21 protein-coding genes are annotated in these 24,058 nt (G+C 30.2%); 19 read left to right on the top strand and 2 right to left on the bottom strand.

Features of this window, described 5'->3' with window-relative positions:
- Positions 1–3 precede the first annotated feature (3 nt).
- The 8 genes from F7018_RS08945 (at position 4) to F7018_RS08910 (ending at position 8,778) form a co-directional block, all read left to right on the top strand.
- Complete coding sequence (locus F7018_RS08945) at positions 4–1,197, top strand: DUF4249 domain-containing protein (protein WP_150899714.1); 1,194 nt, start codon at positions 4–6, stop codon at positions 1,195–1,197.
- 10 nt (positions 1,198–1,207) lie between these two features.
- Positions 1,208–2,827 (top strand): hypothetical protein, encoded by a 1,620-nt coding sequence (locus F7018_RS08940; protein ID WP_150899712.1) that lies wholly within the window; start codon positions 1,208–1,210, stop codon positions 2,825–2,827.
- Between the two features lie 47 nt (positions 2,828–2,874).
- Positions 2,875–3,462 (top strand): acyl carrier protein phosphodiesterase, encoded by a 588-nt coding sequence (locus F7018_RS08935; protein WP_150899710.1) that lies wholly within the window; start codon positions 2,875–2,877, stop codon positions 3,460–3,462.
- A 4-nt stretch (positions 3,463–3,466) separates the two neighbouring features.
- Positions 3,467–5,161, top strand: coding sequence for a gamma-glutamyltransferase (gene ggt, locus F7018_RS08930; RefSeq protein WP_150899709.1), 1,695 nt, complete (start codon positions 3,467–3,469; stop codon positions 5,159–5,161).
- A complete protein-coding gene (locus tag F7018_RS08925) occupies positions 5,161–6,024 on the top strand; it encodes an RluA family pseudouridine synthase (RefSeq protein WP_150899707.1) in 864 nt (287 codons plus the stop codon). The genes ggt and F7018_RS08925 overlap by 1 nt, the downstream gene beginning before the upstream one ends.
- 111 nt (positions 6,025–6,135) lie before the next feature.
- A complete protein-coding gene (locus tag F7018_RS08920) occupies positions 6,136–6,570 on the top strand; it encodes a hypothetical protein (protein ID WP_217701371.1) in 435 nt (144 codons plus the stop codon).
- A 56-nt stretch (positions 6,571–6,626) separates the two neighbouring features.
- The gene (gene trmD / locus F7018_RS08915) at positions 6,627–7,304 is read left to right on the top strand and encodes a tRNA (guanosine(37)-N1)-methyltransferase TrmD (RefSeq protein WP_150899704.1); all 678 of its coding nucleotides are present in this window, start codon (positions 6,627–6,629) and stop codon (positions 7,302–7,304) included.
- Positions 7,297–8,778 (top strand): glycosyltransferase family 39 protein, encoded by a 1,482-nt coding sequence (locus F7018_RS08910; protein ID WP_150899703.1) that lies wholly within the window; start codon positions 7,297–7,299, stop codon positions 8,776–8,778. Before trmD ends, F7018_RS08910 begins: the two co-directional genes overlap by 8 nt.
- Here the strand turns inward: F7018_RS08910 and F7018_RS08905 are convergent.
- Both F7018_RS08905 and F7018_RS18765 read right to left on the bottom strand, forming a co-directional pair.
- A complete protein-coding gene (locus tag F7018_RS08905; protein WP_150899702.1) occupies positions 8,768–10,264 on the bottom strand; it encodes an ArnT family glycosyltransferase in 1,497 nt (498 codons plus the stop codon). The two genes, F7018_RS08910 and F7018_RS08905, sit on opposite strands and share 11 nt — an antisense overlap.
- Positions 10,264–10,653 carry a phosphatase PAP2 family protein gene (locus F7018_RS18765; RefSeq protein ID WP_246175120.1) on the bottom strand — a complete coding sequence of 130 codons (390 nt, stop codon included), beginning with the start codon at positions 10,651–10,653 and terminating at the stop codon, positions 10,264–10,266. Before F7018_RS18765 ends, F7018_RS08905 begins: the two co-directional genes overlap by 1 nt.
- Before the next feature lie 789 nt (positions 10,654–11,442).
- On the opposite strand from F7018_RS18765, the gene rplS reads away from it, so the two are divergent.
- From rplS to F7018_RS08845, 11 genes are all read left to right on the top strand, one after another.
- Positions 11,443–11,790: a 50S ribosomal protein L19 gene (rplS, locus tag F7018_RS08895; RefSeq protein ID WP_150899700.1), complete on the top strand. Its 348-nt coding sequence runs from the start codon at positions 11,443–11,445 to the stop codon at positions 11,788–11,790.
- Between the two features lie 692 nt (positions 11,791–12,482).
- Entirely contained in the window at positions 12,483–14,708 is a 2,226-nt protein-coding gene (locus F7018_RS08890; protein WP_150899699.1) for an NADP-dependent isocitrate dehydrogenase, read from the top strand.
- A 160-nt stretch (positions 14,709–14,868) separates the two neighbouring features.
- Complete coding sequence (murQ, locus tag F7018_RS08885) at positions 14,869–15,684, top strand: N-acetylmuramic acid 6-phosphate etherase (protein WP_150899698.1); 816 nt, start codon at positions 14,869–14,871, stop codon at positions 15,682–15,684.
- Positions 15,677–15,916 (top strand): DUF6095 family protein, encoded by a 240-nt coding sequence (locus tag F7018_RS08880; RefSeq protein WP_150899697.1) that lies wholly within the window; start codon positions 15,677–15,679, stop codon positions 15,914–15,916. The genes murQ and F7018_RS08880 overlap by 8 nt, the downstream gene beginning before the upstream one ends.
- Position 15,917: 1 nt before the next feature.
- Positions 15,918–16,973 (top strand): ATP-grasp domain-containing protein, encoded by a 1,056-nt coding sequence (locus F7018_RS08875; RefSeq protein WP_150899696.1) that lies wholly within the window; start codon positions 15,918–15,920, stop codon positions 16,971–16,973.
- A gap of 121 nt (positions 16,974–17,094) precedes the next feature.
- Complete coding sequence (locus tag F7018_RS08870; RefSeq protein ID WP_150899695.1) at positions 17,095–18,069, top strand: hypothetical protein; 975 nt, start codon at positions 17,095–17,097, stop codon at positions 18,067–18,069.
- Between the two features lie 27 nt (positions 18,070–18,096).
- Positions 18,097–18,837 (top strand): hypothetical protein, encoded by a 741-nt coding sequence (locus F7018_RS08865; RefSeq protein ID WP_150899694.1) that lies wholly within the window; start codon positions 18,097–18,099, stop codon positions 18,835–18,837.
- 33 nt (positions 18,838–18,870) lie between these two features.
- The gene (locus F7018_RS08860) at positions 18,871–19,650 is read left to right on the top strand and encodes a hypothetical protein (protein ID WP_150899693.1); all 780 of its coding nucleotides are present in this window, start codon (positions 18,871–18,873) and stop codon (positions 19,648–19,650) included.
- A 100-nt stretch (positions 19,651–19,750) separates the two neighbouring features.
- Positions 19,751–20,566 carry a hypothetical protein gene (locus tag F7018_RS08855; RefSeq protein WP_150899692.1) on the top strand — a complete coding sequence of 272 codons (816 nt, stop codon included), beginning with the start codon at positions 19,751–19,753 and terminating at the stop codon, positions 20,564–20,566.
- A gap of 39 nt (positions 20,567–20,605) precedes the next feature.
- Positions 20,606–21,961 (top strand): hypothetical protein, encoded by a 1,356-nt coding sequence (locus F7018_RS08850; protein WP_150899691.1) that lies wholly within the window; start codon positions 20,606–20,608, stop codon positions 21,959–21,961.
- A 544-nt stretch (positions 21,962–22,505) separates the two neighbouring features.
- Positions 22,506–23,660 (top strand): gliding motility-associated C-terminal domain-containing protein, encoded by a 1,155-nt coding sequence (locus F7018_RS08845; RefSeq protein ID WP_150899690.1) that lies wholly within the window; start codon positions 22,506–22,508, stop codon positions 23,658–23,660.
- Positions 23,661–24,058 lie beyond the last annotated feature (398 nt).

Below are 24,058 nucleotides of genomic sequence, written 5' to 3'. Positions count from 1 at the left end.
TTTATGGATTATTCAAAAAACATATATTATCTTTTTTTTATTTACTTATTATTTTCTTCTTGTACAGAACCTTTTCAAGTAAAATCTCTTAACTATCAAGATTATTTAGTCATAGAATCAACTATTACAAATGAATTTAAGAAACATCAAATTAAACTATCAAGAACTTTTAAAATAGATTCTTCTGTACCTAAATTAGAAACGAATGCTTCAGTTCATATTGTAGACAATAATCAAGTGATTTATAATTTTAAAGAAATTAATGACGGAGTATATGAATCTGAAATAGCTTTTGCTGCAGAAAAAAACAAAGAATATATTTTAAAAATAAAAACTACCAATAACGAGACATATACTTCAACACCTGAAAAGCTAACTTCAGAAACTAAAATTGATAACATTTCATATATTTTAGAAGAAAATAAACTTGGAGAAAAGGGAGTTACCTTTAACGTTAATAGTTTCAACCCTAAAAATGATGCCAAGTACTATCGTTATGAATATGAAGAAACCTATAAAATAATCCCTCCGCGCTGGTCTGAATTAGCTTTAAAAATAATCTCAGATACTCCTCCATATGAAGTACAAACTGTTGCTAATTCTTTAAAAAAGAAAACTTGTTATAAAACCCAATACTCAAAAGGAGTTATAACCACTGAAACCGCTTCCTTATCTGAAGATAGAGTAGATAATTTCCCAATAAGGTTCATAGCCAACACCAACTTTATAATATCTCAAAGATATAGCATATTAGTAAAACAATATGTACAAAATTTTTATTCTTACAATTATTACAATACGTTAAAAAGCTTCACTAGTAATCAAAGCTTTTTTTCTCAAATACAAACAGGTTTTTTAGAAGGAAATTTAAGTTCTGAATCAGACCCTAACAAAAAAGTAATCGGCTTTTTTGAAGTTTCATCTGTTAGCAGTAAAAGATTATTCATAAACCGTAAAGATATAACTAATAATGAACCCAACTTTGTAGAAGAGTGTAGGTTTATTGCACCTAAATTAATCGACCCAATGTCTGGTGAGTCACACTTAATCAATGCTTTAAAAGAAGGATATCTATATTATGCTGAAAACGACTTGGGAATTAAAGATTTAGAAGGACCTTATTTATTGGTAAAGAAAATTTGTGGAGACTGTAATGAATTAGGGACAAACATAAAACCTCCTTTTTGGATTGACTAAACTTAAAGCTATGAAAAACATATATCTATTAATACTACTTTCAATAAAATGTATATCTCAAGAAAAAAACACTAACACTTATACATTACCACAGGAAAAAATATATCTTCATTATAACTCTAACTTTCTTTTATCTGGAGAAAAGTTATATTATAAAATATACAACCTAACAGAAAACAACCAACCATCAAAACTAAGTAAGATAGCCTATATTGAAGTTATTAACGAAAAAAAGAACAGTGTATTTAAACAGAAAATACAATTAGAAAAAGGAACTGGTTATGGAGATATATTCTTTCCAAGTAATTTAAAAACGGGAACCTACAAATTAATATCTTATACAAATTGGATGAGAAACAACAATTCTTTCTATGAAGATTTCATTTACATTGTAAACCCTTTTATCAACAGACTAAAAGCCAAAAAAACTTCAACTAAAAATCTAAACTTATTAGATAATTCAACAAGAAAAAGTTATGCTAAGAGAGAAAAAGTTACTCTAAAATATCCTAAACAAAAAGGTAATTATTCTATTTCAGTTAGAAAAATCACTAACGATATTCCTTCTAAAACTAGTATAAAAACTTTTTCTCAAAAATATGATTTCGAAAAAGTCAACGATAATTACAACTACATTCCAGAGTTAAGAGGGAACCTTATATCTGGAACTATAGAAAGTTTTAAAAACCAAAACAAGCATGGAAAAAAAATAGCCCTTTCTACTATTGAAGAATATCCTTTTACTAAAATTACAACCACCAATAAAAATGGTGAGTTTTATTTTAATTTAAAAAACAATAACAATTCCAAGTTATTACTTCAAATTCTTGACAAAGACAGGGGAGCCTATACCATAAAAATTAATAAAAAGCCTTTTAATTATAAAGATTTAAAATTTGACTCTAAAATATCATTAACAGATAGTTTAGTTAAAACTATAAACGAAAGAACAGTTTATATGCAAATAGAAAACTCATATAGTGTCATAAAACGAGACTCTATTTACTTTAATAAAAAAAAGGAATTTATATCATCACTTAAAAAAAAGGTATATGTACTTGACGACTACAAACGTTTTAAAACAGTAAAAGAAACTACTGTTGAAATTTTAAATGATGTTTGGTTAAGTAAAGAAAAGAATAATTACACCTTTCATGTAAGAGATCAAAACTTAAAAACGAATAAAGAACTACCTACACTTTTAATTGTTGATGGCTATATTGTTTTTAATCATAATGATTTAATTGACTTTAATACAAATAAAATAAAACAAATCTCCATAGCTAAAGAAAAATATGTTTATGGTGGTAAACTATACCAAGGCATAATAGAAGTTAAAACTTTTGATAAAGATTATTTTCAACAATCTAAAAATGTACTAACAGTCAACATATTAAAACCAGAAAGTTTAAAAAAATATTTCTTTCAAACATATAAAAGCAATAATAAAAGACAAAACAAAATACCAGATTACAGAACACAACTTTTTTGGAATCCTAACGTAAAACTAAACAACCAAGAGATTTCTTTTTACACCTCAGATATAATTGGAAATTATAAAGTTGAAATTCAAGGATTTGACAACAAAGGAACTCCTATACATATTGAAAGTTATTTTTCTGTACAATAAATAAGAAGGGCTATTTTCTAGTTATTTTTTTTGTTTACATTTATCAAATGAATTTTTTAGCCCATCTATACTTATCTGGAAGTGATACTGAGTTGATGATTGGAAATTTTATTGCCGATCATATTAAAGGAAATAAATTTTCACATTTTCCCGAAGGCATAAAAAAAGGCATTATTTTACATAGAGAAATTGATACTTTTACTGACAATCACGAAATTGTTAGAAAGAGTAAAAGGAGATTACATGAACGCTACAGACATTACAGTGGAGTTATTATTGATATTTTTTACGACCACTTTTTAGCTAGAAACTGGAAAAAGTACTCAGAAATACCACTTGATGTATATACTAATTCAGTATATAAATTACTAGAAGAAAACATTGACATACTCCCTGAAAAAACACAAGAACTACTTCCTTATATGATAAAGTACAACTGGTTGTACAATTACCAGTTTGCCAAAGGAATTCAAGAAGTATTAAACGGAATGAATAGACGAACTCAAGGTAAATCAAAAATGAATTTAGCTACTGAAGACCTATTAATCCATTATCAAACATTAGAAGAAGACTTTACCTTATTTTTTGAAGAACTACGCAATTTTTGCAACTCAAAACTAAATCAGACTGCTTAAACATATGAAAAAAACATTTCTAATCGCTCTTTCAATAATTAGTATTGTTAGTTGTAAAACAACACCTAAAGAAAAAGAAAAAATCACAGGTTTAATTACCGACAAAGCTATGGTTGTTTCTGCTCGTGAAGAAGCTTCTAAAATTGGTTCAGACATTCTTAAACAAGGAGGTAATGCTTTCGACGCAATGGCTGCAACTGAATTAGCTCTAGCGGTAGCTTATCCATATGCGGGAAACATTGGCGGTGGTGGTTTTATGGTGTATCGTAAAAATGATGGAGAAATTGGCGCTTTAGATTATAGAGAAAAAGCACCTTTAGCATCATCAAAAGACATGTTTTTAGATGAAGAAGGTAACATTATTAAAAACAAAAGTACTTTAGGAGCTATGGCAGTTGGAATTCCTGGTACAGTAGCAGGAGTTTTTGAAGCTCATAAAAAATTTGGAAGCTTACCAATGTCTAAAATATTAACTCCAGTAATTGCTTTAGCTAAACGAGGGGTTATTGTTACTGAAAAACAGGAAAAAAGAATAAAAAAATATCAGTCTTATTTTTCAAAGGCTAACAAAGAACCAATCATTTTTGATAAAAACTGGAAAAAGAACGACACTATTAAATATCCAGCTTTAGCAGAAACTTTTGAACGTATTTTAAAAAATGGACGTGATGAATTTTACAAAGGAGAAACTGCTAAACGTCTCGTAAAATTTATGCAAGACAACGGTGGAATTATGACCGAAGAAGATTTAGCTAAATACGAAGCTAAATGGCGTACACCAATCACTTTTTCATACGATGATTTAAGAGTAATATCAATGTCTCCACCATCAAGTGGGGGAATTTGTTTAGCACAAATTATGAATGCTATTGAACCTTATGATTTAGATAAGTATGGACATAACTCTAAAAAAACCATTCAAGTAATCACAGAAGCAGAGAGAAGAGCTTATGCAGACAGAAGTCATTTCTTAGGAGATCCAGACTTTGTAAAAATTCCTTTAAAAACATTAATTAGTAAAGAATACACAAAAGATAGAATGAATGATTTTTCTTTTGAAAAACCAACATCATCAAAAGATGTATCACACGGAAGCATTGAAATGGTTGAGAGTAACGAAACAACACACTACTCAATTGTAGATTCATTTGGAAACGCTGTATCGGTTACCACAACAATTAATGGAGCTTATGGTTCTAAACTATACTGTTCAGATTTAGGGTTCTTTTTAAATAATGAAATGGATGATTTTAGCAGCAAACCTGGAGTTCCTAATATGTTTGGTTTAATTGGAGCAAAAGCAAATGAAATAGCACCAGAAAAAAGAATGTTAAGTTCTATGACTCCTACCATTGTTGAAAAAAACGGTAAGTTATGGATGGTTGTTGGAACACCAGGAGGATCAACTATTATCACTTCTGTTTTACAAACTATTTTAAATGTACATGAATTTAAAATGGGAATGCAAGAAGCAGTGAATCAACCACGATTTCATCATCAATGGTTACCAGATGTAATAATGATGGAACCCAATAAATTTGATACTACAGTAAAACAAGATTTACAAAAAATTGGATATACGTTAAATGAAGAAGATGCTCCAGTTATAGGTAAGGTTGAAGGAATCTTAGTTTTAAATAACGGAAAACTAGAAGGAGGAGCAGATCCTAGAGGTGATGATAAAGCTGTTGGGTTTTAATGACTTTATCAGAAACTCATAAAGTACCTTTATTGGAAACTCCAATTCGGTTACAAGAATACATCGTTGGAATATTTAAAACAATTCCAACAAAATCTGGTATAAAAAAGGCCATAAAAAAAGAGTTGGTTTTTGTTGATGGAAAACTAGCTTCTACCGCTTTATTTATTAGAGGCAATGAAACTATAGAGCTATTTAAAATAGAACAAAATTCTACAGTTAAGAAATTCATTTTTTCTATAGAAGTCTTATTTGAAGACGAACATTTAGCCATTATACATAAACCTTCAGGGATTTTAGTCAGTGGAAATTCTTTTGCTACCATCGATAATTCTTTAGAACAAAACCTAACAAAAAGCACTTTATTTGATGCTGTACGTCCGAGACCTGTTCACCGTTTAGATTATCCTACCAGCGGACTTCTTTTGATAGGCAAAACAACTTCAAGTATTACTTTACTAAATCAGTTATTTGAAAAAAAGAATATTCAAAAGACATATCACGCAATTAGTATAGGAAAGATGGAATCTATCGGCGAAATCAATTCTCCTATCGATTCTAAAAACGCTCTTACTCATTATAAAACAATACAAACAGTTTCTTCACCACGTTTTACATACTTAAATTTAGTAGAATTGAAGCCAGCCACAGGAAGAAAACATCAACTAAGAAAACACCTACTTTCCTTAGGAAACCCTATACTAGGCGATAAGGAACATTGTATAGAAGAATTGGTTTTAAAGGGTAAAGGATTGTACTTACATGCCTCATCATTAGAATTTATACATCCATTTACAAATGAGTTAATAAATATAAAAAAAGAACTTCCTAAAAAGTTTAAAAAAATATTTCCAAAATTCTAAGCTAAATTGTTAGTTTTTTAATCTTTTTCCGACTGTATTGAAAACTGTTCTCATATGAAGTTAGTATACTTTTTTTTAGTTTTCTTTAGTTACACAATCACTGCTCAAAATATGAATATAGAAAAACTAGATGAGATTATAACTAAAAACTCTGATAGTCTCTTAACTCAAAATAATACATGGAGATTTATTTATAAAAACAGAATATTAATTTGCGTTGCTGATAAAAAAGCAAATCGAATGAGAATTATTTCTCCCATAGCCAAAAAAGAACAACTTACTGAAGAATTAATTTTAAATTCTTTAGTTGCAAACTTTCATACTGCTTTAGATGTAAAGTATGCACTTTCAGATGAAATTTTATGGTCAGTTTTTACACATCCATTAAAAGAATTAACACCGCAACAAATTGAAGATGCAATTTCTCAAGTATATTATGCTAACATAACTTTTGGCACATTATACTCAAGTACTACATTAACTTTCCCTGGGAATACTAAAAAGAAGGCGCTTAAAAAAGAGATTCCTTTTAAGGAGAAAATTTAAACTTTCTATAAATGATTTCTTAAAAAAGAAATTATAATTCTTGTACATTTGCAGCTATGCGCATAGATATTATTACCGTAGCTCCAGAACTACTTAGAAGCCCGTTTGAACATTCAATGATGAAACGAGCAATAGACAAAGGTTTAGCCGAAGTACATTTTCATAACTTAAGAGATTATGGGATTGGTTCCTATAAAAAACTAGACGACATGCAATTTGGTGGTGGCGCCGGTATGGTTTTAATGATTGAACCTATAGCTAAATGTATTGAGAAACTTCAAGCAGAGAGAACGTACGATGAAATCATCTACATGACTCCAGATGCCAAGACTTTAAACCAAGCTACCGCAAATTCTTTGTCATTAAAAGAAAATATCATTATCTTAACAGGACACTATAAAGGTGTAGATCAGCGAGTTCGCGATAAATACATCACTAAAGAAATTTCTATTGGTGATTATGTTTTAACCGGAGGCGAATTAGCTGCTGCAATTTTATGTGATGCTGTTATTCGATTAATCCCAGGAGTACTTGGAGATGAACAATCTGCCTTAACTGATAGTTTTCAAGACAACTTACTATCACCTCCTGTGTATACAAGACCTTCTGAATATGAAGGCATGAAAGTTCCAGATATATTATTATCAGGTAATTTTCCTAAAATAGAAGAATGGCGAAACGAAAAAGCATATGAGCGGACACAACTAATTAGACCAGATCTTTTAGATGACTAAACTTATCAATTTCACCAAAAAATATCCGATAATAAGTATTATCCTTGGATTTCAGTTATTCCGACTAATCCTTCTCCCTTTTATGGGATTGATGCCACAAGATGCTTATTATCATTTTTATGGTGAAAACTTATCCCTATCATACTTCGATCACCCTGGTATGATAGGCTATATTTTAAGAGGCTTTACTTTTCTTTTTGGAAAATCTGTTTTTGTAGTAAAATTAGCCGATTTTACCATTACAGCACTTACTCTTATTTGTTTTTATAAACTTGCTTCTAAATTTCTTTCTAAACAAAAATTAAACAACGCAATAATTCTTATAACATCTACGCTGTTTATTTCAATACTATCTTTTAACTCAACACCAGATGTTCCTCTTTTGTTGTTTTGGACACTAAGTCTTTTATGCTTATTTAAAGCTATTTTTGAGAATCAAAAATTATATTGGGTTTACGCTGGTATTGCTATGGGACTGAGCTTTAATAGTAAATACACCGCTTTATTATTACAATTTGGATTGATTGCCTTTGTTTTGTTTTCTAATAAATACAGAAAATTATTTTTAACACCTTGGCTATGGATTAGCTTAATTATCTCAGTATTAATAACCTTCCCTATTTGGTGGTGGAATTATCAACATGATTTTGCTTCATTTGTTTTTCAATCCTCTAATAGAACTGGAGATATTTCCGAATTTAACTTATCTCCTGAATATTTTTTAGGAGCTATTTGCCATCAAACTTTATTGCTATTACCTATTCTTTTTGGAATTATTGTTCTTTTTACTATCAAATACATAAAAAGAGCATTTATTAAATTCAAACTACCTAGTAGCGAAATATTATTTTTACTAGCCTTTTTCATACCTACGTTTATTGGATTTTTTGCTATCTCACCAATTTATTGGGTTAAATTAAACTGGATGATGCCTTCATACATCACTGGAATTATTTTAGCTGGAATGTTTATTTCCAAGAAACTCGTTAAATACCAACTAATTTCTTCAATAGGATTACACTTACTACTAAGTCTTCAAGTTTTATTTTATTTAGTTCCTATTAAAAGTGATGATACTTGGGTTGGCTGGTGTGAATTAGCAAGTAAAACAAAAGATATACAAAAAGCTTATACTACTGATACTTTTATCTTTGCTGATGACGGCTATAAGACCTCAGCTGCTTTGAACTTTTTTATGGAAGAAAAAGTTTATGCCCAAAATATTATTGGTTTACCTGCTTTACACTTTGACTATCTAGGAGACAACTTATCATTGTTAAATAATAAAAATGCTATTTTTCTAGATTCTGACAAACGATTTAAAAATAAAAATATGAAAGGAGACATACCTAAAAAACTCCTCCCATATTTTAATACTGTTACCGAACTAAAACCTATAATACTTCATTATAATAACAAGGAGGTTCGCAAATTCTGGGTCTACTACTGTACCAATTACCAAACTAAACCCTAGACATCTTATACAAAAAAAGATACTTAACAACTACTCCTCTCCTCTTTATTGGAACAGCTTTTATCATTGAAATATTTTGGTATTTATCTCCATATAAATCCTTAGGGTCTTTGAAATTCCTACCATCAGTTATATACAAAGCTTCTTTTCCTAATTTTGGATTCTCTTTATTAATCCAATAATACTTATGTATTCTATCTAAAGTCCCTAGTCCATATACTCTCATATGATTTGGTCTAGCTATATAATAATCTATATGTGCGGCTGGATACCAATTATTCGATACAATAGGAATTTGGTTCAAATCATGCTCTTTAAAAATTACTGATAATTTTTCAGAAACTTGTTCCCAACCATACATGTCTAACAGAACATCATTTTTTCCTAGCTCTTCCTTTTGCATGGTAGTATCGATAGGTAACATTATCCCGCTATTTATTACTTGTGAAGCTACAATTAACAATACTGAAATTCCAATGATACCAACTGATAATTTCTTTATAATATTCTTTTTTTCTACTACAAACAATGCAATAATTGGTAATAATGTTACATAAGCAACCCCTGACCAATGCGGTAATGTACTTCTATATAGTGAAAGATAGATTGTAGTTAAAATTAACGGAATACTACATAAATAAAAAAAGTATTGTATCGGTTTATTGAACACAAACTTTTTCTTAAAAAAAGAAATCAACACCAATATAAAAGTAATAACTATGTATGGATTATTATATACAAGCTGTCCAGATACTTCCCTTATAAAGGAATTGAAATTAAAATCTAAACTAAACAATGAAACTCTTTTATTATGAAACTTATAACTAATAAAGTCATTCTCATAATTCCAATAAAAGATTAGTCCAACAGCTATCAAAGGAAAAATAATTCCTACATACAGCCATATATTTTTCAACCAAGATCTTGAAAAGAAAATTATATATAAAACTATACCAAACAATAAAAAAACAGCTTGATATTTAGAATAAATAGCACACGCTGCAAAGAAAAATGCTATAAGCAATTTAATATTTAATTCTTTACTTGATTTTTGAGGTAAAACCTGAATAAAAAAGTAGAAACTCAATAACCAAAAGAAAACTAATGGAGAATCAGGAAGTATAAATGTTCCAGCAATTATAAAACCATAAATATGTAAGTGATATAATAGTACAGCGATAAAACCTACTTTTTCATTTTTAATATAACTTCCTATTAAAAAAACAACATACATATTTATACTTGTAGGTATAATCGCCGCCAGTCGAATGAAGAGTTCTGAGTCGAAATATAAATTTCCAGTAAAAAATTGTATAAAAAAACCAACCATTGGAGGATGATCAAAATGGCTTAAATCTGGAAATTTTGCATATAACCAATAATAAACTTCATCGTTTCCAAACTCCAAAACTCCTCCTAAAAAAAGCCTTAATAAAGTTCCTAAAACTATAAGCGCTATTGTCGCTTTTTTATATGACCATTTCATTAACTTAACTTATTTCTTTTAGAACAAAACAATCTCATACTTACAAAACCTATAAATATACCTATAATTGACCCTACAAAAACATCAATCCAAAAATGCTGAGAAAGATATACTCTAGATATACCAGCTATCAGCGCTAGTCCTAACCATAAATATTGTAAAACACTTTTTTTGAAGTATAAACATAGAACAGTAAAGATAGCAAAGGCAGTAATTGTATGACCAGAAGGAAAAGTATTCCAATACGCCATTTTTACACCTTTAATCAAATATAAACTTTCTTCCCCTAAAGCTCCAACTGGTCTTGGTACCCCTTTAAAAATTATTTTTTTAAAAAAGTGAGTTACAACAAGTGTTAAAACTCCACTGGTTAAAAAAATCAAAGACATTCTTTTCTTTATAAAAAGGAAAATTAAGATCAAAACACCAAACATAACCCCGTCACCTAAATGTGTTGTATATTTAAAAAAGAAATCGAAAAAAGGAGTATGAAATTGATTTATATATAAGTGAAGTGAGAGTTTATTAAACAAGCATACTAAAAAAAGTGAGCTTAAAAAAAACACTCCATAAATAAAAAACACTTGTCTTTTTACCGATAAGAATAAATCCGTTAGGACATGCTTTTGTTTTTTTAACTCAACACTAGAAGAAATAGCACTACTGTAGTTCATAAACTAAATACTTTTACTAAAATTATTTTAACAATTGACCAACAAAAGTATAAAGCGCAGTAAAGCATTTATTTACAAAGGAATCCCATAACATGTTTTAGGAGTCATTTCGGTTTTTAGGACTTATTCTACATAAATCCGGACTTATTTTATGGTTAAAATTTTAGGGTAAAACACAATAATTCCCTTTTTATATTTTCTTATCACAAAATAAAATTGATTCTATTTAAACTTTACAACAATTCTTTATTCTTATCGATATAAAACTATCTTTACGACATTCGTAAAACATCAAATTAACTTTAAGTATTTTTAAACATTTATTACATAATTCACATTATGTCAACCCTTTATTAAAACAGCTTTGAAAAATGCTAACAAAAAAATAATTAACCAATAGGGCTTAATTATTAGAAAATAAGTCTTAAATTTGCAGCCACAAAATCAACCTCTGACGAAAATCGTGAATGTTGCTTTTATACAACCATATAAATATTTATTAAAATGGATTTAGTAAAATTTGTTCAAGAAGAATTTGTAACAAAAAACGAATTACCAGAATTTTCAGCTGGAGACACTATTACGGTGTATTACGAAATTAGAGAAGGAGAAAAAGTACGTACTCAGTTCTTTAGAGGAGTTGTAATTCAAAAAAGAGGTTCAGGTACTTCTGAAACATTTACTATCAGAAAAATGTCTGGTACTATAGGTGTTGAACGTATTTTCCCTGTAAACTTACCTGCTATTCAAAAAATTGAAGTTAATAAGAGAGGTAAAGTTCGTAGAGCTCGTATCTACTACTTTAGAGGTCTTACTGGTAAGAAAGCAAGAATTAAAGAAAGAAGAAACTAAGAATTTCTCTTTCCAAAAGAAATTAAAAGCACCCTGTTTAAACAGAGTGCTTTTTTTTATTCACAAATGTTAATAAACCACGTTCATATCTTGTTGATATTTAAAACGTTAAATATTTTATTTCAAGAAAATCGTATCATATCTTTGAACAGAGTTTATTCTTAAATACAAATAGTTACTACTATATATAATTTAAAATAAACTTATAAAGTAACGTTCTTTATATAAAGCTTTTAAAAACTTTAAATATAGTAGAGAATATCAATTGAAAATAATTATAAGTTATTTCATAATTTATAATTATTGGTTATAAGTAATTATTAATACATTTAACTTTAGAGTTCGTTAAAAGCAAAAGAAACATTAAAATTTATAAATGAATATTTATAAAATTATGTTTCGATTTGAATATAGTTAAGCAGTAATTTCTAAGGAAATAACATAAACACTGTTTTATTTGACGATGTAGCAATACAGGTCAGTGCAAATACTATTTCAAAAGAAAGCCATGTTAGACAAGAAATTGTTTGATATGGCTTTTGTTTTTAATAACAAAAACAGCTTCTTTCTTTTTTATTTTATCATATTCGCAATAAAACAAACTAATTAATAACATTTTAGCATCAAAAAACTCATTGCGAATTCTTAAATTTGCATCACTTCAAAATTAATTTAATTTTTTATCTATAAATATGAACAAGACTGCTAAAATTATGTACACAAAAACGGATGAAGCTCCAGCGTTAGCTACACGTTCGTTTTTACCAATTGTAAAGGCATTTACAAAATCATCTAACATAGAGATAGAAACTAAAGATATTTCTTTAGCAGGAAGGATTCTTGCTAACTTTTCAGATTATCTAACAGAAGAACAAAAAGTAGAAGATGCTTTAGCCTTTTTAGGAGATTTAGCTAAGAAACCTGAAGCTAACATTATAAAATTACCTAATATTTCTGCTTCTGTACCTCAGTTAAAAGCTGCTATCAAAGAATTACAAGCTTTAGGATATGCTTTACCTGACTTCCCAGAAGAGGCCAATACAGAAGAAGAAAAAGCAATTTTAGCACGTTACAACAAAGTTAAAGGATCTGCTGTAAACCCAGTTTTACGTGAAGGAAACTCTGACCGTAGAGCTCCAAAAGCCGTAAAAAATTACGCAAAAAAGAATCCTCACTCAATGGGAGCATGGAGCTCAGACTCTAAAACTCACGTAGCAACTATGTCTGATGGAGATTTTGCTCACAGTGAAAAATCAACAACAGTTCCAGCAGCTACTGATGTACAAATTGTTCATACAGATGCTAACGGAAACAAAACTGTTTTAAAAGAGAAAGTTTCATTATTAGCAGAAGAAGTAATTGACGCTTCAGTAATGAGTAAAAAAGCTTTACTAACTTTCTTAGAAGAACAAGTAAAAGATACTAAAGAAAAAGGATTATTATTTTCTTTACACATGAAAGCTACAATGATGAAGGTTTCAGATCCTATCATTTTTGGTCACGCTGTTCGCGTTTTCTTTAAAGATTTATTTGCTAAACATGGACAAACTTTTGAAGAAATTGGTGTAGATGTAAATAATGGATTTGGAAACCTATTAAGCAATCTTGAAGAATTACCTGCAGATAAAAAAGCAGAAATCTTAGCTGACATCGACGCTGTTTACGCAAACAACCCAGATGTAGCTATGGTTAATTCTGATAAAGGAATTACTAACTTACATGTTCCGTCTGATGTTATTATTGATGCTTCTATGCCAGCTATGATTCGTACTTCAGGACAAATGTGGAACAAAGAAGGTAAACAACAAGATACTAAAGCTGTAATCCCTGATAGTTCTTATGCTGGATTATACCAAGAAACTATCGACTTCTGCATAAAAAATGGTGCTTTTGATCCAACAACAATGGGAACTGTTCCTAATGTTGGTTTAATGGCTCAAAAAGCTGAAGAATACGGTTCTCACGATAAAACTTTCCAAATTGCTTCTAACGGTAAGGTTCAAGTAATTGATGCTAGCGGAGGTGTTTTATTAGAGCATAATGTAGAAGAAGGTGATATCTGGAGAATGTGTCAAACTAAAGACGCTCCAATTCAGGATTGGGTAAAGTTAGCTGTAACAAGAGCTAAAGCTACTCAAACACCTGCTGTTTTCTGGTTAGGAAAAAACAGAGCACATGATGCTGAAATTATTAAAAAAGTAGAAAAATATTTACCAAACCACGATACAACTGGTTTAGAAATAAAAATATTATCTCCAGTAGAAGCTACTAAATATACTTTAGAAAGAGTAAAAGAAGGAAAGGACACTATTTCTGTTACTGGTAACGTATTACGTGATTACTTAACAGATTTATTCCCTATTTTAGAATTAGGTACATCTGCTAAAATGCTTTCTATTGTTCCTTTAATGAATGGTGGAGGTTTATTTGAAACTGGTGCTGGAGGATCTGCTCCTAAACACGTTCAACAATTAGTTGAAGAAAACCACTTACGTTGGGATTCTTTAGGTGAATTTTTAGCTTTAGCTGTTTCTTTAGAACACTTAGGAGAGACAAACAATAATAGTAAAGCAAAAGTATTAGCAGAAGCGCTAGATGACGCTACTGATAAATTACTTGACAATAAAAAAGGACCTTCAAGAAGAACTGGTGAACTAGATAATAGAGGTTCTCATTTTTATTTAGGTATGTACTGGGCACAAGCATTAGCTGCTCAAGATAAAGATGCCGAATTGAAAGCTCAATTTACCCCTGTAGCAGAAAAATTAGCTGCAAATGTAGATACAATTGTAAATGAATTAAACTCAGTTCAAGGTAAAGAAGTTAATATTGGTGGATACTACGAGCCTACTGATAATTTAGCTGACGATGTTATGCGTCCAAGTGAAACATTAAATACTATTTTAGCTAGTATTTAATAACACAGCAATAAACAAATTTAAAAAGCAGATGAGATTTCATCTGCTTTTTTTATTTAAACACAATACTTCTAACCTTCTATCCTATCTTCTATTTAAACATCTATAAATAGCTTTACATTTATAGCTTTCAAAAGTTTATAATTAGTAAATTTGAATTATGAAATTCACCAAAACAACAGAACAAGATTCTAATTATAATGATTTAGAAAAAATGAATATTTCTGAATTATTATTCAACATAAATAAGGAAGACCAAACCGTACCTTTAGCTGTAGAAAAATCATTACCACAAATTGAAAAACTAACTGAACAAGTAGTTTTAAAGTTAAAAGAAGGTGGACGATTATTTTATATAGGTGCTGGGACTAGTGGTCGTTTAGGAATTGTTGATGCTAGCGAGTGTCCTCCAACTTTTGGTGTATCTCATGATTTAGTAGTTGGTTTAATTGCTGGTGGAGATACAGCTATTAGAAAAGCTGTAGAGTTTGCAGAAGATTCTACAAAACAAGGATGGTTAGATTTAGTTGATTACAACATTTCAGAAAAAGATATCGTAATTGGTATCGCTGCTTCTGGAACCACTCCTTATGTAATTTCTGCCTTAGAAAAATGTAATAAAAACAATATAGTAACAGGCTGTATTACTTGTAACGAAAAAAGCCCTTTAGCATTAACAGTTAAATTTCCTGTAGAAGTTGTTGTAGGACCAGAATTTGTTACCGGAAGCTCTAGAATGAAAGCAGGAACAGCTCAAAAATTAGTTTTAAACATGCTTTCAACTGCTACCATGATTCAACTTGGAAAAGTAAAAGGCAATAAAATGGTTAACATGCAATTGTCTAACAACAAACTTGTAAATCGTGGAGAAAACATGTTAGTTTCTGAACTAAACATCGACAAAAAAACAGCAAGTCAGTTACTAGAAAAATACGGAAGTGTAAAAGAAGCTATTAAAAATTTTGACAATGACTAAAACTACAACTTTTGATAAAGTAGTAAAACGATTCTTAATTCTACTTGGATTATTAATTGTATCTCCAATAGTTTTAAGTATTGGATTCAAAGCTTTACGGATTTTTACTGAGAGCCCTAAAAATTATATAGCCTACACACTACTAACACTAGGTGCTTTTTTAATTTTATTTACTGTTTACTATGGATTTAAAACTATAAAAGCTTTCTTAGACAATCTATTTCAAAAATAAATTGAAGTCAAATATCAAATTAACAAAGCTCTTAAATTGGGAACATTGGCCTTCTTACATGTTCTATATTCCCAACATCCCTTTTGCTTTTTATCATGGAGTAAAAGCTGGTAGTTTAGTTTTCTACACAGCAACCAACCCTGGTATTGAAAATTCTGGAATTGGAACAGAATCTAAATACAAAACACTTCAATTATTACCTCAGGAATATTTACCAAAAACGATATTTCATAAGGCTAATTCAAATATAGAAGACACTTTAAAAGCAGTTAATAATAGCAAAATAACATATCCTTTAATAGCTAAACCAGATATTGGTTTTAGAGGCTTATTAGTTAAGAAAATTGAGAATAAAGACAATTTAATTAGCTATTTAGAAAAGTACCCAATAGACATTTTAATTCAAGAATTTTTAACTGAAGAAAATGAATGTGGAATCTTTTATCACCGATTACCTAATGAGAAAAAAGGTAAAATTACCTCTATTACTTTAAAAGAATTTTTACATGTTATTGGTGATGGAACATCTACTATCGAAGAACTCATAAAAAAAGATAATAGAGCTAAAATTTATTTAGAATTAGTTAAAGAAAATTCAAAGAATATAGATTTACAAAAAATCATTTCAAAAGGTGAAAAGATAAAATTATCATCTATTGGAAATCATTCGAAAGGAACTCGTTTTATCAACGGAAATCATCTTATTTCAGAAAAACTTGAGGCTACTTTCAATAAATTAAATAATCAATCTAACGATTGGTTTTATGGAAGGTTAGACCTTAAATACAATTCTTTTAGTGATGTAGAAAATGGAAAATTTAAAATCCTTGAACTAAATGGAATTTTAGCAGAACCCACTCATATCTATGATTCAGAGAACATTAATTACTTTCAAGCATTAAAAGAAATTAGAAAACATTGGACAGAATTAAACAAAATAGCAAGATATAATCACGATCAAAAAAACGTACCATACAGAACAACAATAGGTTTACTTAAAGACGTTAAAAAACTAGTCAATTATACTAAATATATTGCTAAATTAAACAAAAGTTAATGTACCTTTGTGACCTTTTAAAAAACTCTGTGTCAAAAGAATAAAACAAGGTTTTTCTGGTTAAATTTATTTTTTTTTAACAAAAAATTTAGTTATTATTGTAATACTAACCCCCAAAAGTATGAAGGTAAAAATCTCTTTAATACTTCTCCTTATCATTCAAATCCCTTTTTACGCTCAAGTAAAAATTGGGGACAATCCTTCAGTTATACATCCAAGTTCTGTATTAGAATTAGAAAGTCCAGATAAAGTTTTAGTAATTAGTAGAGTTAGTACTTCTGTTATGAATAGCATAACGCCACTTGAAGGTGCATTAGTATATAATACCGATGTGAAGTGTGTTTTCTTTTTCAATGGAACTACTTGGGAAAACTTGTGTAATAACGGAACTAGTACTGGAATAAATGTAACAACTTCTGGAACAGCTCCTACTAGTAATAACACAGGTGACTTTTGGATTGACAGTTCAAAAAACAATGCGGTTAGTATCTGGAATGGAACCACATGGATTAGAATAGATTCTAACCCAACAAGAGGTAATGGACCTCCTCTTTTCAATCCTTCTTTAACACCTATAGCAGGTGATGTATACGTAGACCAAAGTAATGGTAGAATTTATGCATACAATGGAACTAATTGGGTAGCGGCAGGTAGTGGTTCTGGTACAAGTTTAAATATTAATGCAAATAACGGATTAGCTGCTACAACAAATGGTTCTGGTACAACAATAGAACTAGGTGGCGTTTTAATCAAACCAACAATTATAGAAGCATCTGCTGTAAATACACTTTCAATCATAGGTTTACAAGACGGTGACACAACTCAAGATGACATAGTAACTGTTAATAAAACCACAGGGCAATTAAGAAAAGTACCTTCTTCAGGTTTCTTTAGAGAAGAAGTTACTGAAATAGTTGCCACAGACGGACAATTGCAATTTACCCCTTCTATACTTATAAGTGATTCTAAAAAAGTAAATGTTTATAGAAACGGTGTAAGAATAGATTTTACTGTTGTAAACAATACAACTATAGAAATAGAACCTGAAGCAGTTTGCTATCAGGGTGATCAAATAAGAATAGTTCAATTTTATTAAACCCTATATATAAATCTTAAAACAATTATGAAGACAATTACAAACAAATTTAAATTAGCATTAGCCGCCATTGGTTTATTAGCTATTGGTACTGTGAATGCACAGACAACTACAGGTGATATCACTAAGCAAGCTAATGCTACGTTAAACTCATCAAATACTGCGGTAAAATTAGTAGACAATAAAGGTACTATTAAGTATTTACAAGCTGTAAATGGTTTAACTTCATTTACAAATACAACTCCTTCTGGTGGTGTAGTTACTACTTGGCAATTAGGAGGTGTGTTAACTGATAACACTTATATTACTGCTGACGCTGCTAAAGAATTTGCTTTAGATGGTTTACAGTTAGTCACTAATGCTGCTACAGCTTCTACTAATGCTGTAGATCGTGAGGCTCATGGTAATATTGGTACAGGTTTTACTGTGTTAATTAGAGATGAAGCTTCAGGTGCAGTTCAAAAAATGCAATTATCTGACTTATTAAAAGTTGACGGTATTAGAGTTGAGTACACTCAGAGTGCTGCTGGTTCTGGTACTCCTGATGGAGCTGGAAATGCTACTGCTAATGTTGACGTTGCAGTTACTGGTTTACCAACTTTAACAGCTGCAACTACTGCTGCTAAATTATTTGTATATAGAAATGGTGTGAAATTAAGATTTGGAACTGACTTTTCAGTTGCTGCTGGTATTGTTACAATAAACTTCAGCGCTACCGAATTACCTATGTACAACGGAGATGTTATTGAAATACAATACATTAAATAATAATTTTTAATGGTTAATAGTAGTTTTCTAAAATTGACTCTAACTTTAGCATTGATTTTTTTCTCTTTAAAAATCAATGCTCAAGAAGTTAGTGTAGTTGACAATAAAGGAACTATAAAAACTATTAACAACAACAATGTATTTACAGCTACAACAGACCCTAATACACCTACAGTTGTAGCCGTAGAAAATGATATTTGGATTAACACTAGTACTAGTCCAAATTCAATAAATATATGGAACGGGACAACTTGGGTAGACATAGCACATACCGGCACAACAGGTTCTATATTTTTTGCGGGAACAGATAATAAACTTACTGAAAACAATACTAATCTATTTTGGGACAATACCAACAACCGATTAGGAATTGGCAACAATACACCCAATGAGAGTTTGCATATTACTAACAACATGCAATTAGATGGAACTTTTAAAGATAAAGATGGAGATGAAGGAACATCTGGTCAAGTTTTATCTTCTACAGGTACTGCAACAGACTGGGTAGATTTAAATTTAGCTTCAGTAGACAATAAAACCTCAAATTACACATTAGTTGCTTCAGACAACGGAAAAGTAATTACTTTTAATAGTGCTTCAAACGTTACACTTACAGTACCTACAGGTTTACCTATTGGATACAACATAAGCATCTATCAAACTGGTAATGGAAGAGTTACTATAAGTGGAGCTGGAGGAGTTACCATTTTAAATAGACTTTCAAGGTTTATTACAGCTGGCAGAGATGCAGGTGCTGGATTAGTAGCAACAAGTACCAATACTTTTCATTTAACAGGAGACCTAAGGAGATAAATCAAATATTATGATTAAACAAAAAATTATTTTATTGTTTTTTTGTTGTATTTACTCCTTTACTTACAGCCAAATAGTAAAATACAATAACTTTCCTACAATGAAGCCTCATCATATACTTGATGAAAATTTAGGAAATATCAGTTTTGCTTTTTCAATGAGAGTTATTGAAAGCGACTATAATGGTCCTTTAGTTAGACTAAGAAGAGCTGGAGATAATGCTGAGCAAGACTTTACATGGGGAGATAATGATATTGTAGACATAGCAGCCATAAATGCTTGGCGAGGCGGAAGCAATGTTTTTATCCACACATGGTACGATCAAAGTGGATTAGGCAGAGACGCTATTCAAACAACAAGAAATCGACAGCCTCGATTTTACCCAGACACAAATAATCCTTATTTTCAAGGAGATGGTTCTAATGATCACTTAGTCATTGATACACCAAACGGAATTCAAGATGTTACCAATGCTGGAGATGAAGGAACTGTAATTACAATAGCAAGGGCTACAAATAATTATCAACACTCTTTTGGTGTATTAACTAACGCCAATAGATGGGCCACTCACATAAATTGGGGTAATGGAAGGCTTTATTTTGATCCTGGTGTTTGTTGTAATGCCACACGTTCTTTTATCAATAATTCAAACAATAATGTTTGGGAAATATATACTTTTATGAAAACAAATACCAATACAATTGCTCGTTCTGGGGGAACACAGCGATTTAATGGAGTTTACAATAATGGTAGATGTACCCGGACAGAAGATTTTACAATTGGATGGGCCAATGGTAATCAAACAGGAAATCATGCAAGAACTAGTTTTACAGAATTTATAATGTACAATAGAGACATTTCAACAACTCAAATACAAGAAATAGAACAAAATGCAATTACATTTTGGGGCATTTAAATTAATATAATCATTAAAGTAAACATTGTTTAAAAATTTATGATCCACTCTAGTAACATACTAAAGTTTATAGTTACAATTTTATTGTTAACATTTACCATTTCAACACAATCTCAAGAAATCAATGTAGTTGATAAAAAAGGAACAATAAACACAGTAAATAACAATAATGTTTATACCTCTGCAACAGACCCAAACACCCCTACACCAGTTGCAGTAGAAAATGATATTTGGTTCGATACAAGCACAACACCAAACACCATAAAAGTATGGGATGGAACAACTTGGTTATCATTAGCTAATAATTTTTGGTCATTAACTGGTAATGCTGGAACAAATTCTACGACTAACTTCCTAGGAACCAGTGATACACAAGATTTAGCACTTAGAACAAATAATATAGAGGCTATGAGAATAAACCAAACAAACCAATATGTCGGCTTAGGAATAGCAGGAGCAACTAGCCCTCTTCATATTAGTAGAGACTTAGCTGATGGTGTTGGAATTATTCGTGTTCAAGGGACAGAACCCGATATTAATTTCAATGATACAGATGGTGGGTTTAACACCTTTACTTTTGAAAACGCCGGAGTAGCAAAATTTGCCTTTGGTAGAAGAAATACTGATGCCTTTTACATCACTAGAAATGATGGTACATGGCATGATGAAACATTCAACATTTTAAACAACAACGGACATGTTGGTTTAAATACTGACGCACCTACTGAGCGTTTAGATGTTAATGGTAAACTTAGAGTAAGGGACATCTCTACAGTTACCACTAATAATAATATTTTAACAGCAACAGCAACTGGTGTTGTTGAAAAGAAAGAATTAATTGCAGCTGAAACCGATAATCAAATAACCACAGGAGCAAACGGAGGTGTTTATTTAGGCCCTACTGTTTTTGTCGGTTCATTTATTATTAACGGTCCTGGCGGAGGTTCAGCTACATTTACACAAGATATAACAGGACTACCTTTTCAACCTTCACAAATAACATTTACAGCTCACGCAAATATTGAGTCAGCTAATATTGATAATGATAATGGGGTTGGAAACAACAATGCATGGATTAATAATTCATTCGGGACAATGAATGGTTTTGTAAGAGACACTGGGGCGCCTTTTACACAACAAGTTATCTATGTTGGGGGACACGGAAATTCGATAAATGACATTTCTCGTTATGCTTCTAATTCAAATTGTATAGGAATTAGATATGGAAGTCAAAACGGTGATGATTTAGGGAAGATTACTGCTTCTTTAAATACTTTTTTATCTAATGGATTCAGACTTAATGTAGCCTATTCTTTGGGAACAATAGGATCTACTGCAAGGAGAAATGATGTTTTAAACGAAAGTTTATTAGTGATTTATACAGCTTACAAATAAACATATTTTTTAGCATCAATTACACAATACACAAACTTAACTAATTAATAATCTATTAGTTAAACAAAATTTTAACAAATAAAAGCGTAAGAGTCTCAAAAAAACACATTACTTTTGCAGCTTCAAAATTAAAAGTTTAATCCTCTTAAAAAAATTATAACATTTAATGCACAGAAACCTACTACTACTTCAATAATAGTTTATCTAACTATTAAAATATTTTCGTCTGAAAGTATATAGAACAACTATAATAATATGCGGGTGTTATCATAATTATTTTATATGCTTTGTGTTAACTTAAATTCAGTTGAAATCTAACTGAAACATCTTTTAACATACGTTAAAAAACAGTAAAACCTTATTCAAAAGACGAATCCACTAGCCAGAAGAAAGATATACTTCAACTAATCTATGTATCAAACTTAATTGATTCATGGCAATTTTGAAGTGTAAGTAGGAATTATGCATCACAGTGTAATGAGGACAGTTATAAAACGACAACCATGTGGTTTTTAACTAAATGAAGATTTAATACAGTGGTATTATGAAGACGATAATTAAAATAACAATATTATTATTTACATATTCTGTAGGTGCTCAAACTGCATTTCACAATTTTGGTAATGTAAAAATGCATACTAATGCTAGTATTGGGTTTCATACTAATTTAATTAATGATGGTACTCTTGATGATGACAATGTTGGATTAGTTGGTTTTTATAGTAATAATGAAACAAGAATAGTATCTGGAAATAATAAAGCTATCTTTTATAACGTAGAAATAGATACTAATAATGATTTAGAGCTTAGAAACTCTTTAGGAATAACTAATGAGTTAAGCTTTATAAATGGAAAAGTTATCACTCCAAAATCGGATACTAGTATATCCTTAGATTTTATTCAACATGATTTTTATGCTGGTGAAGATGACAACAGACATGTTGATGGTTATGCTTCTGTTTCTGGAACTGAAGAATTTGTTTTCCCTATTGGTGATGACAATAGACTAAGACCAATGATTATTCCTACTCAAAATCAAAATTCTACCTTTAAAGGAGCTTATTTTAACGAAGACCCTAATTCACCAACTACATTTACTCAAACCTTTTTAACAAACCAAAAGCAAGTTTTTATAGAAAACATTAGTCAACTTGAGTTTTGGGATTTAAATGGAGCAAATAAAACAACAGTTACATTAACTTGGGATAACCAAAGTGATATTCCTGCTATAGCTAACAATGTTGCAGAATTAAAAGTTGTTGGTTGGAGCAAGACTGAAAACAAATGGATGGATCTTGGAAGTAGTAATGTGTCTGGAGACTTAACTTCTGGTCAAGTAACTTCAAACGAGTTTATCCCTAATGATTATGAAATCATCACTATAGGTGCTGGTGTTCCTGACGGTGAATTAGACGACGTAAATATTATCTTTTCTCCTAATGGAGATAGCACTAACGAAACTTTAGTATTTGAAGGATTAGAACAATACAATAGAAACGAATTAGAGATTTATAACAGATGGGGAAACCTTGTTTATAAAACATCTGATTATAAAAACGATTGGAATGGAAAGTCTTCGGGAAGAGCAACAATAAACTCTAATGATGATTTACCAGTTGGAACTTATTTCTATACTTTAAAGTTTGGCCAAGATAAATTAAGTAAAAAACAAAAAGGTTGGGTTTATATTCAGAGATAGAACAACTTCAACATAATTTTAAAATATTTAAAACTTATATGAATGCCATTTAACGTACGTTAAATGGTATTTTTTTGACCATGATTTTTCTAGCCAAATTCGCTAATCGGTAGAAAAACACAGTTCAACTAAAACCTCCATTAATCCTTATTGATTTGAAGCATCTTTGAAGTGTAAATACAAAGAAACATTTACATAACAACAACCATTTTAAATCAATAATTATGAAAACAATAACTAAAATAGCCGTATTATTATTTACATATTCTGTAGGTGCTCAAACTGCATTTCACAATTTTGGTAATGTAAAAATGCATACTAATGCTAGCATTGGTTTTCATACTGATTTAACTAATTATGGTACTCTTGACAATAACAATGAAGGTTTAGCTGGTTTT

The organism is Tenacibaculum aiptasiae (assembly GCF_008806755.1).
Taxonomy (GTDB): Bacteria; Bacteroidota; Bacteroidia; order Flavobacteriales; family Flavobacteriaceae; genus Polaribacter; species Polaribacter aiptasiae.
The sequence above is the reverse complement of the archived record's forward strand: the minus strand, read 5'-3'. Positions and strand labels throughout refer to the sequence as shown.

Coding starts and splice junctions, on each gene's coding strand:
- F7018_RS08945 (WP_150899714.1), top strand. CDS start 4: ATGGATTATTCAAAAAACATATATTATCTTTTTTTTATTTACTTATTA.
- F7018_RS08940 (WP_150899712.1), top strand. CDS start 1,208: ATGAAAAACATATATCTATTAATACTACTTTCAATAAAATGTATATCT.
- F7018_RS08935 (WP_150899710.1), top strand. CDS start 2,875: ATGAATTTTTTAGCCCATCTATACTTATCTGGAAGTGATACTGAGTTG.
- ggt (WP_150899709.1), top strand. CDS start 3,467: ATGAAAAAAACATTTCTAATCGCTCTTTCAATAATTAGTATTGTTAGT.
- F7018_RS08925 (WP_150899707.1), top strand. CDS start 5,161: ATGACTTTATCAGAAACTCATAAAGTACCTTTATTGGAAACTCCAATT.
- F7018_RS08920 (WP_217701371.1), top strand. CDS start 6,136: ATGAATATAGAAAAACTAGATGAGATTATAACTAAAAACTCTGATAGT.
- trmD (WP_150899704.1), top strand. CDS start 6,627: ATGCGCATAGATATTATTACCGTAGCTCCAGAACTACTTAGAAGCCCG.
- F7018_RS08910 (WP_150899703.1), top strand. CDS start 7,297: ATGACTAAACTTATCAATTTCACCAAAAAATATCCGATAATAAGTATT.
- F7018_RS08905 (WP_150899702.1), bottom strand. CDS start 10,264: ATGAAATGGTCATATAAAAAAGCGACAATAGCGCTTATAGTTTTAGGA.
- F7018_RS18765 (WP_246175120.1), bottom strand. CDS start 10,653: ATGTCTTTGATTTTTTTAACCAGTGGAGTTTTAACACTTGTTGTAACT.
- rplS (WP_150899700.1), top strand. CDS start 11,443: ATGGATTTAGTAAAATTTGTTCAAGAAGAATTTGTAACAAAAAACGAA.
- F7018_RS08890 (WP_150899699.1), top strand. CDS start 12,483: ATGAACAAGACTGCTAAAATTATGTACACAAAAACGGATGAAGCTCCA.
- murQ (WP_150899698.1), top strand. CDS start 14,869: ATGAAATTCACCAAAACAACAGAACAAGATTCTAATTATAATGATTTA.
- F7018_RS08880 (WP_150899697.1), top strand. CDS start 15,677: ATGACTAAAACTACAACTTTTGATAAAGTAGTAAAACGATTCTTAATT.
- F7018_RS08870 (WP_150899695.1), top strand. CDS start 17,095: ATGAAGGTAAAAATCTCTTTAATACTTCTCCTTATCATTCAAATCCCT.
- F7018_RS08865 (WP_150899694.1), top strand. CDS start 18,097: ATGAAGACAATTACAAACAAATTTAAATTAGCATTAGCCGCCATTGGT.
- F7018_RS08855 (WP_150899692.1), top strand. CDS start 19,751: ATGAAGCCTCATCATATACTTGATGAAAATTTAGGAAATATCAGTTTT.
- F7018_RS08850 (WP_150899691.1), top strand. CDS start 20,606: ATGATCCACTCTAGTAACATACTAAAGTTTATAGTTACAATTTTATTG.
- F7018_RS08845 (WP_150899690.1), top strand. CDS start 22,506: ATGAAGACGATAATTAAAATAACAATATTATTATTTACATATTCTGTA.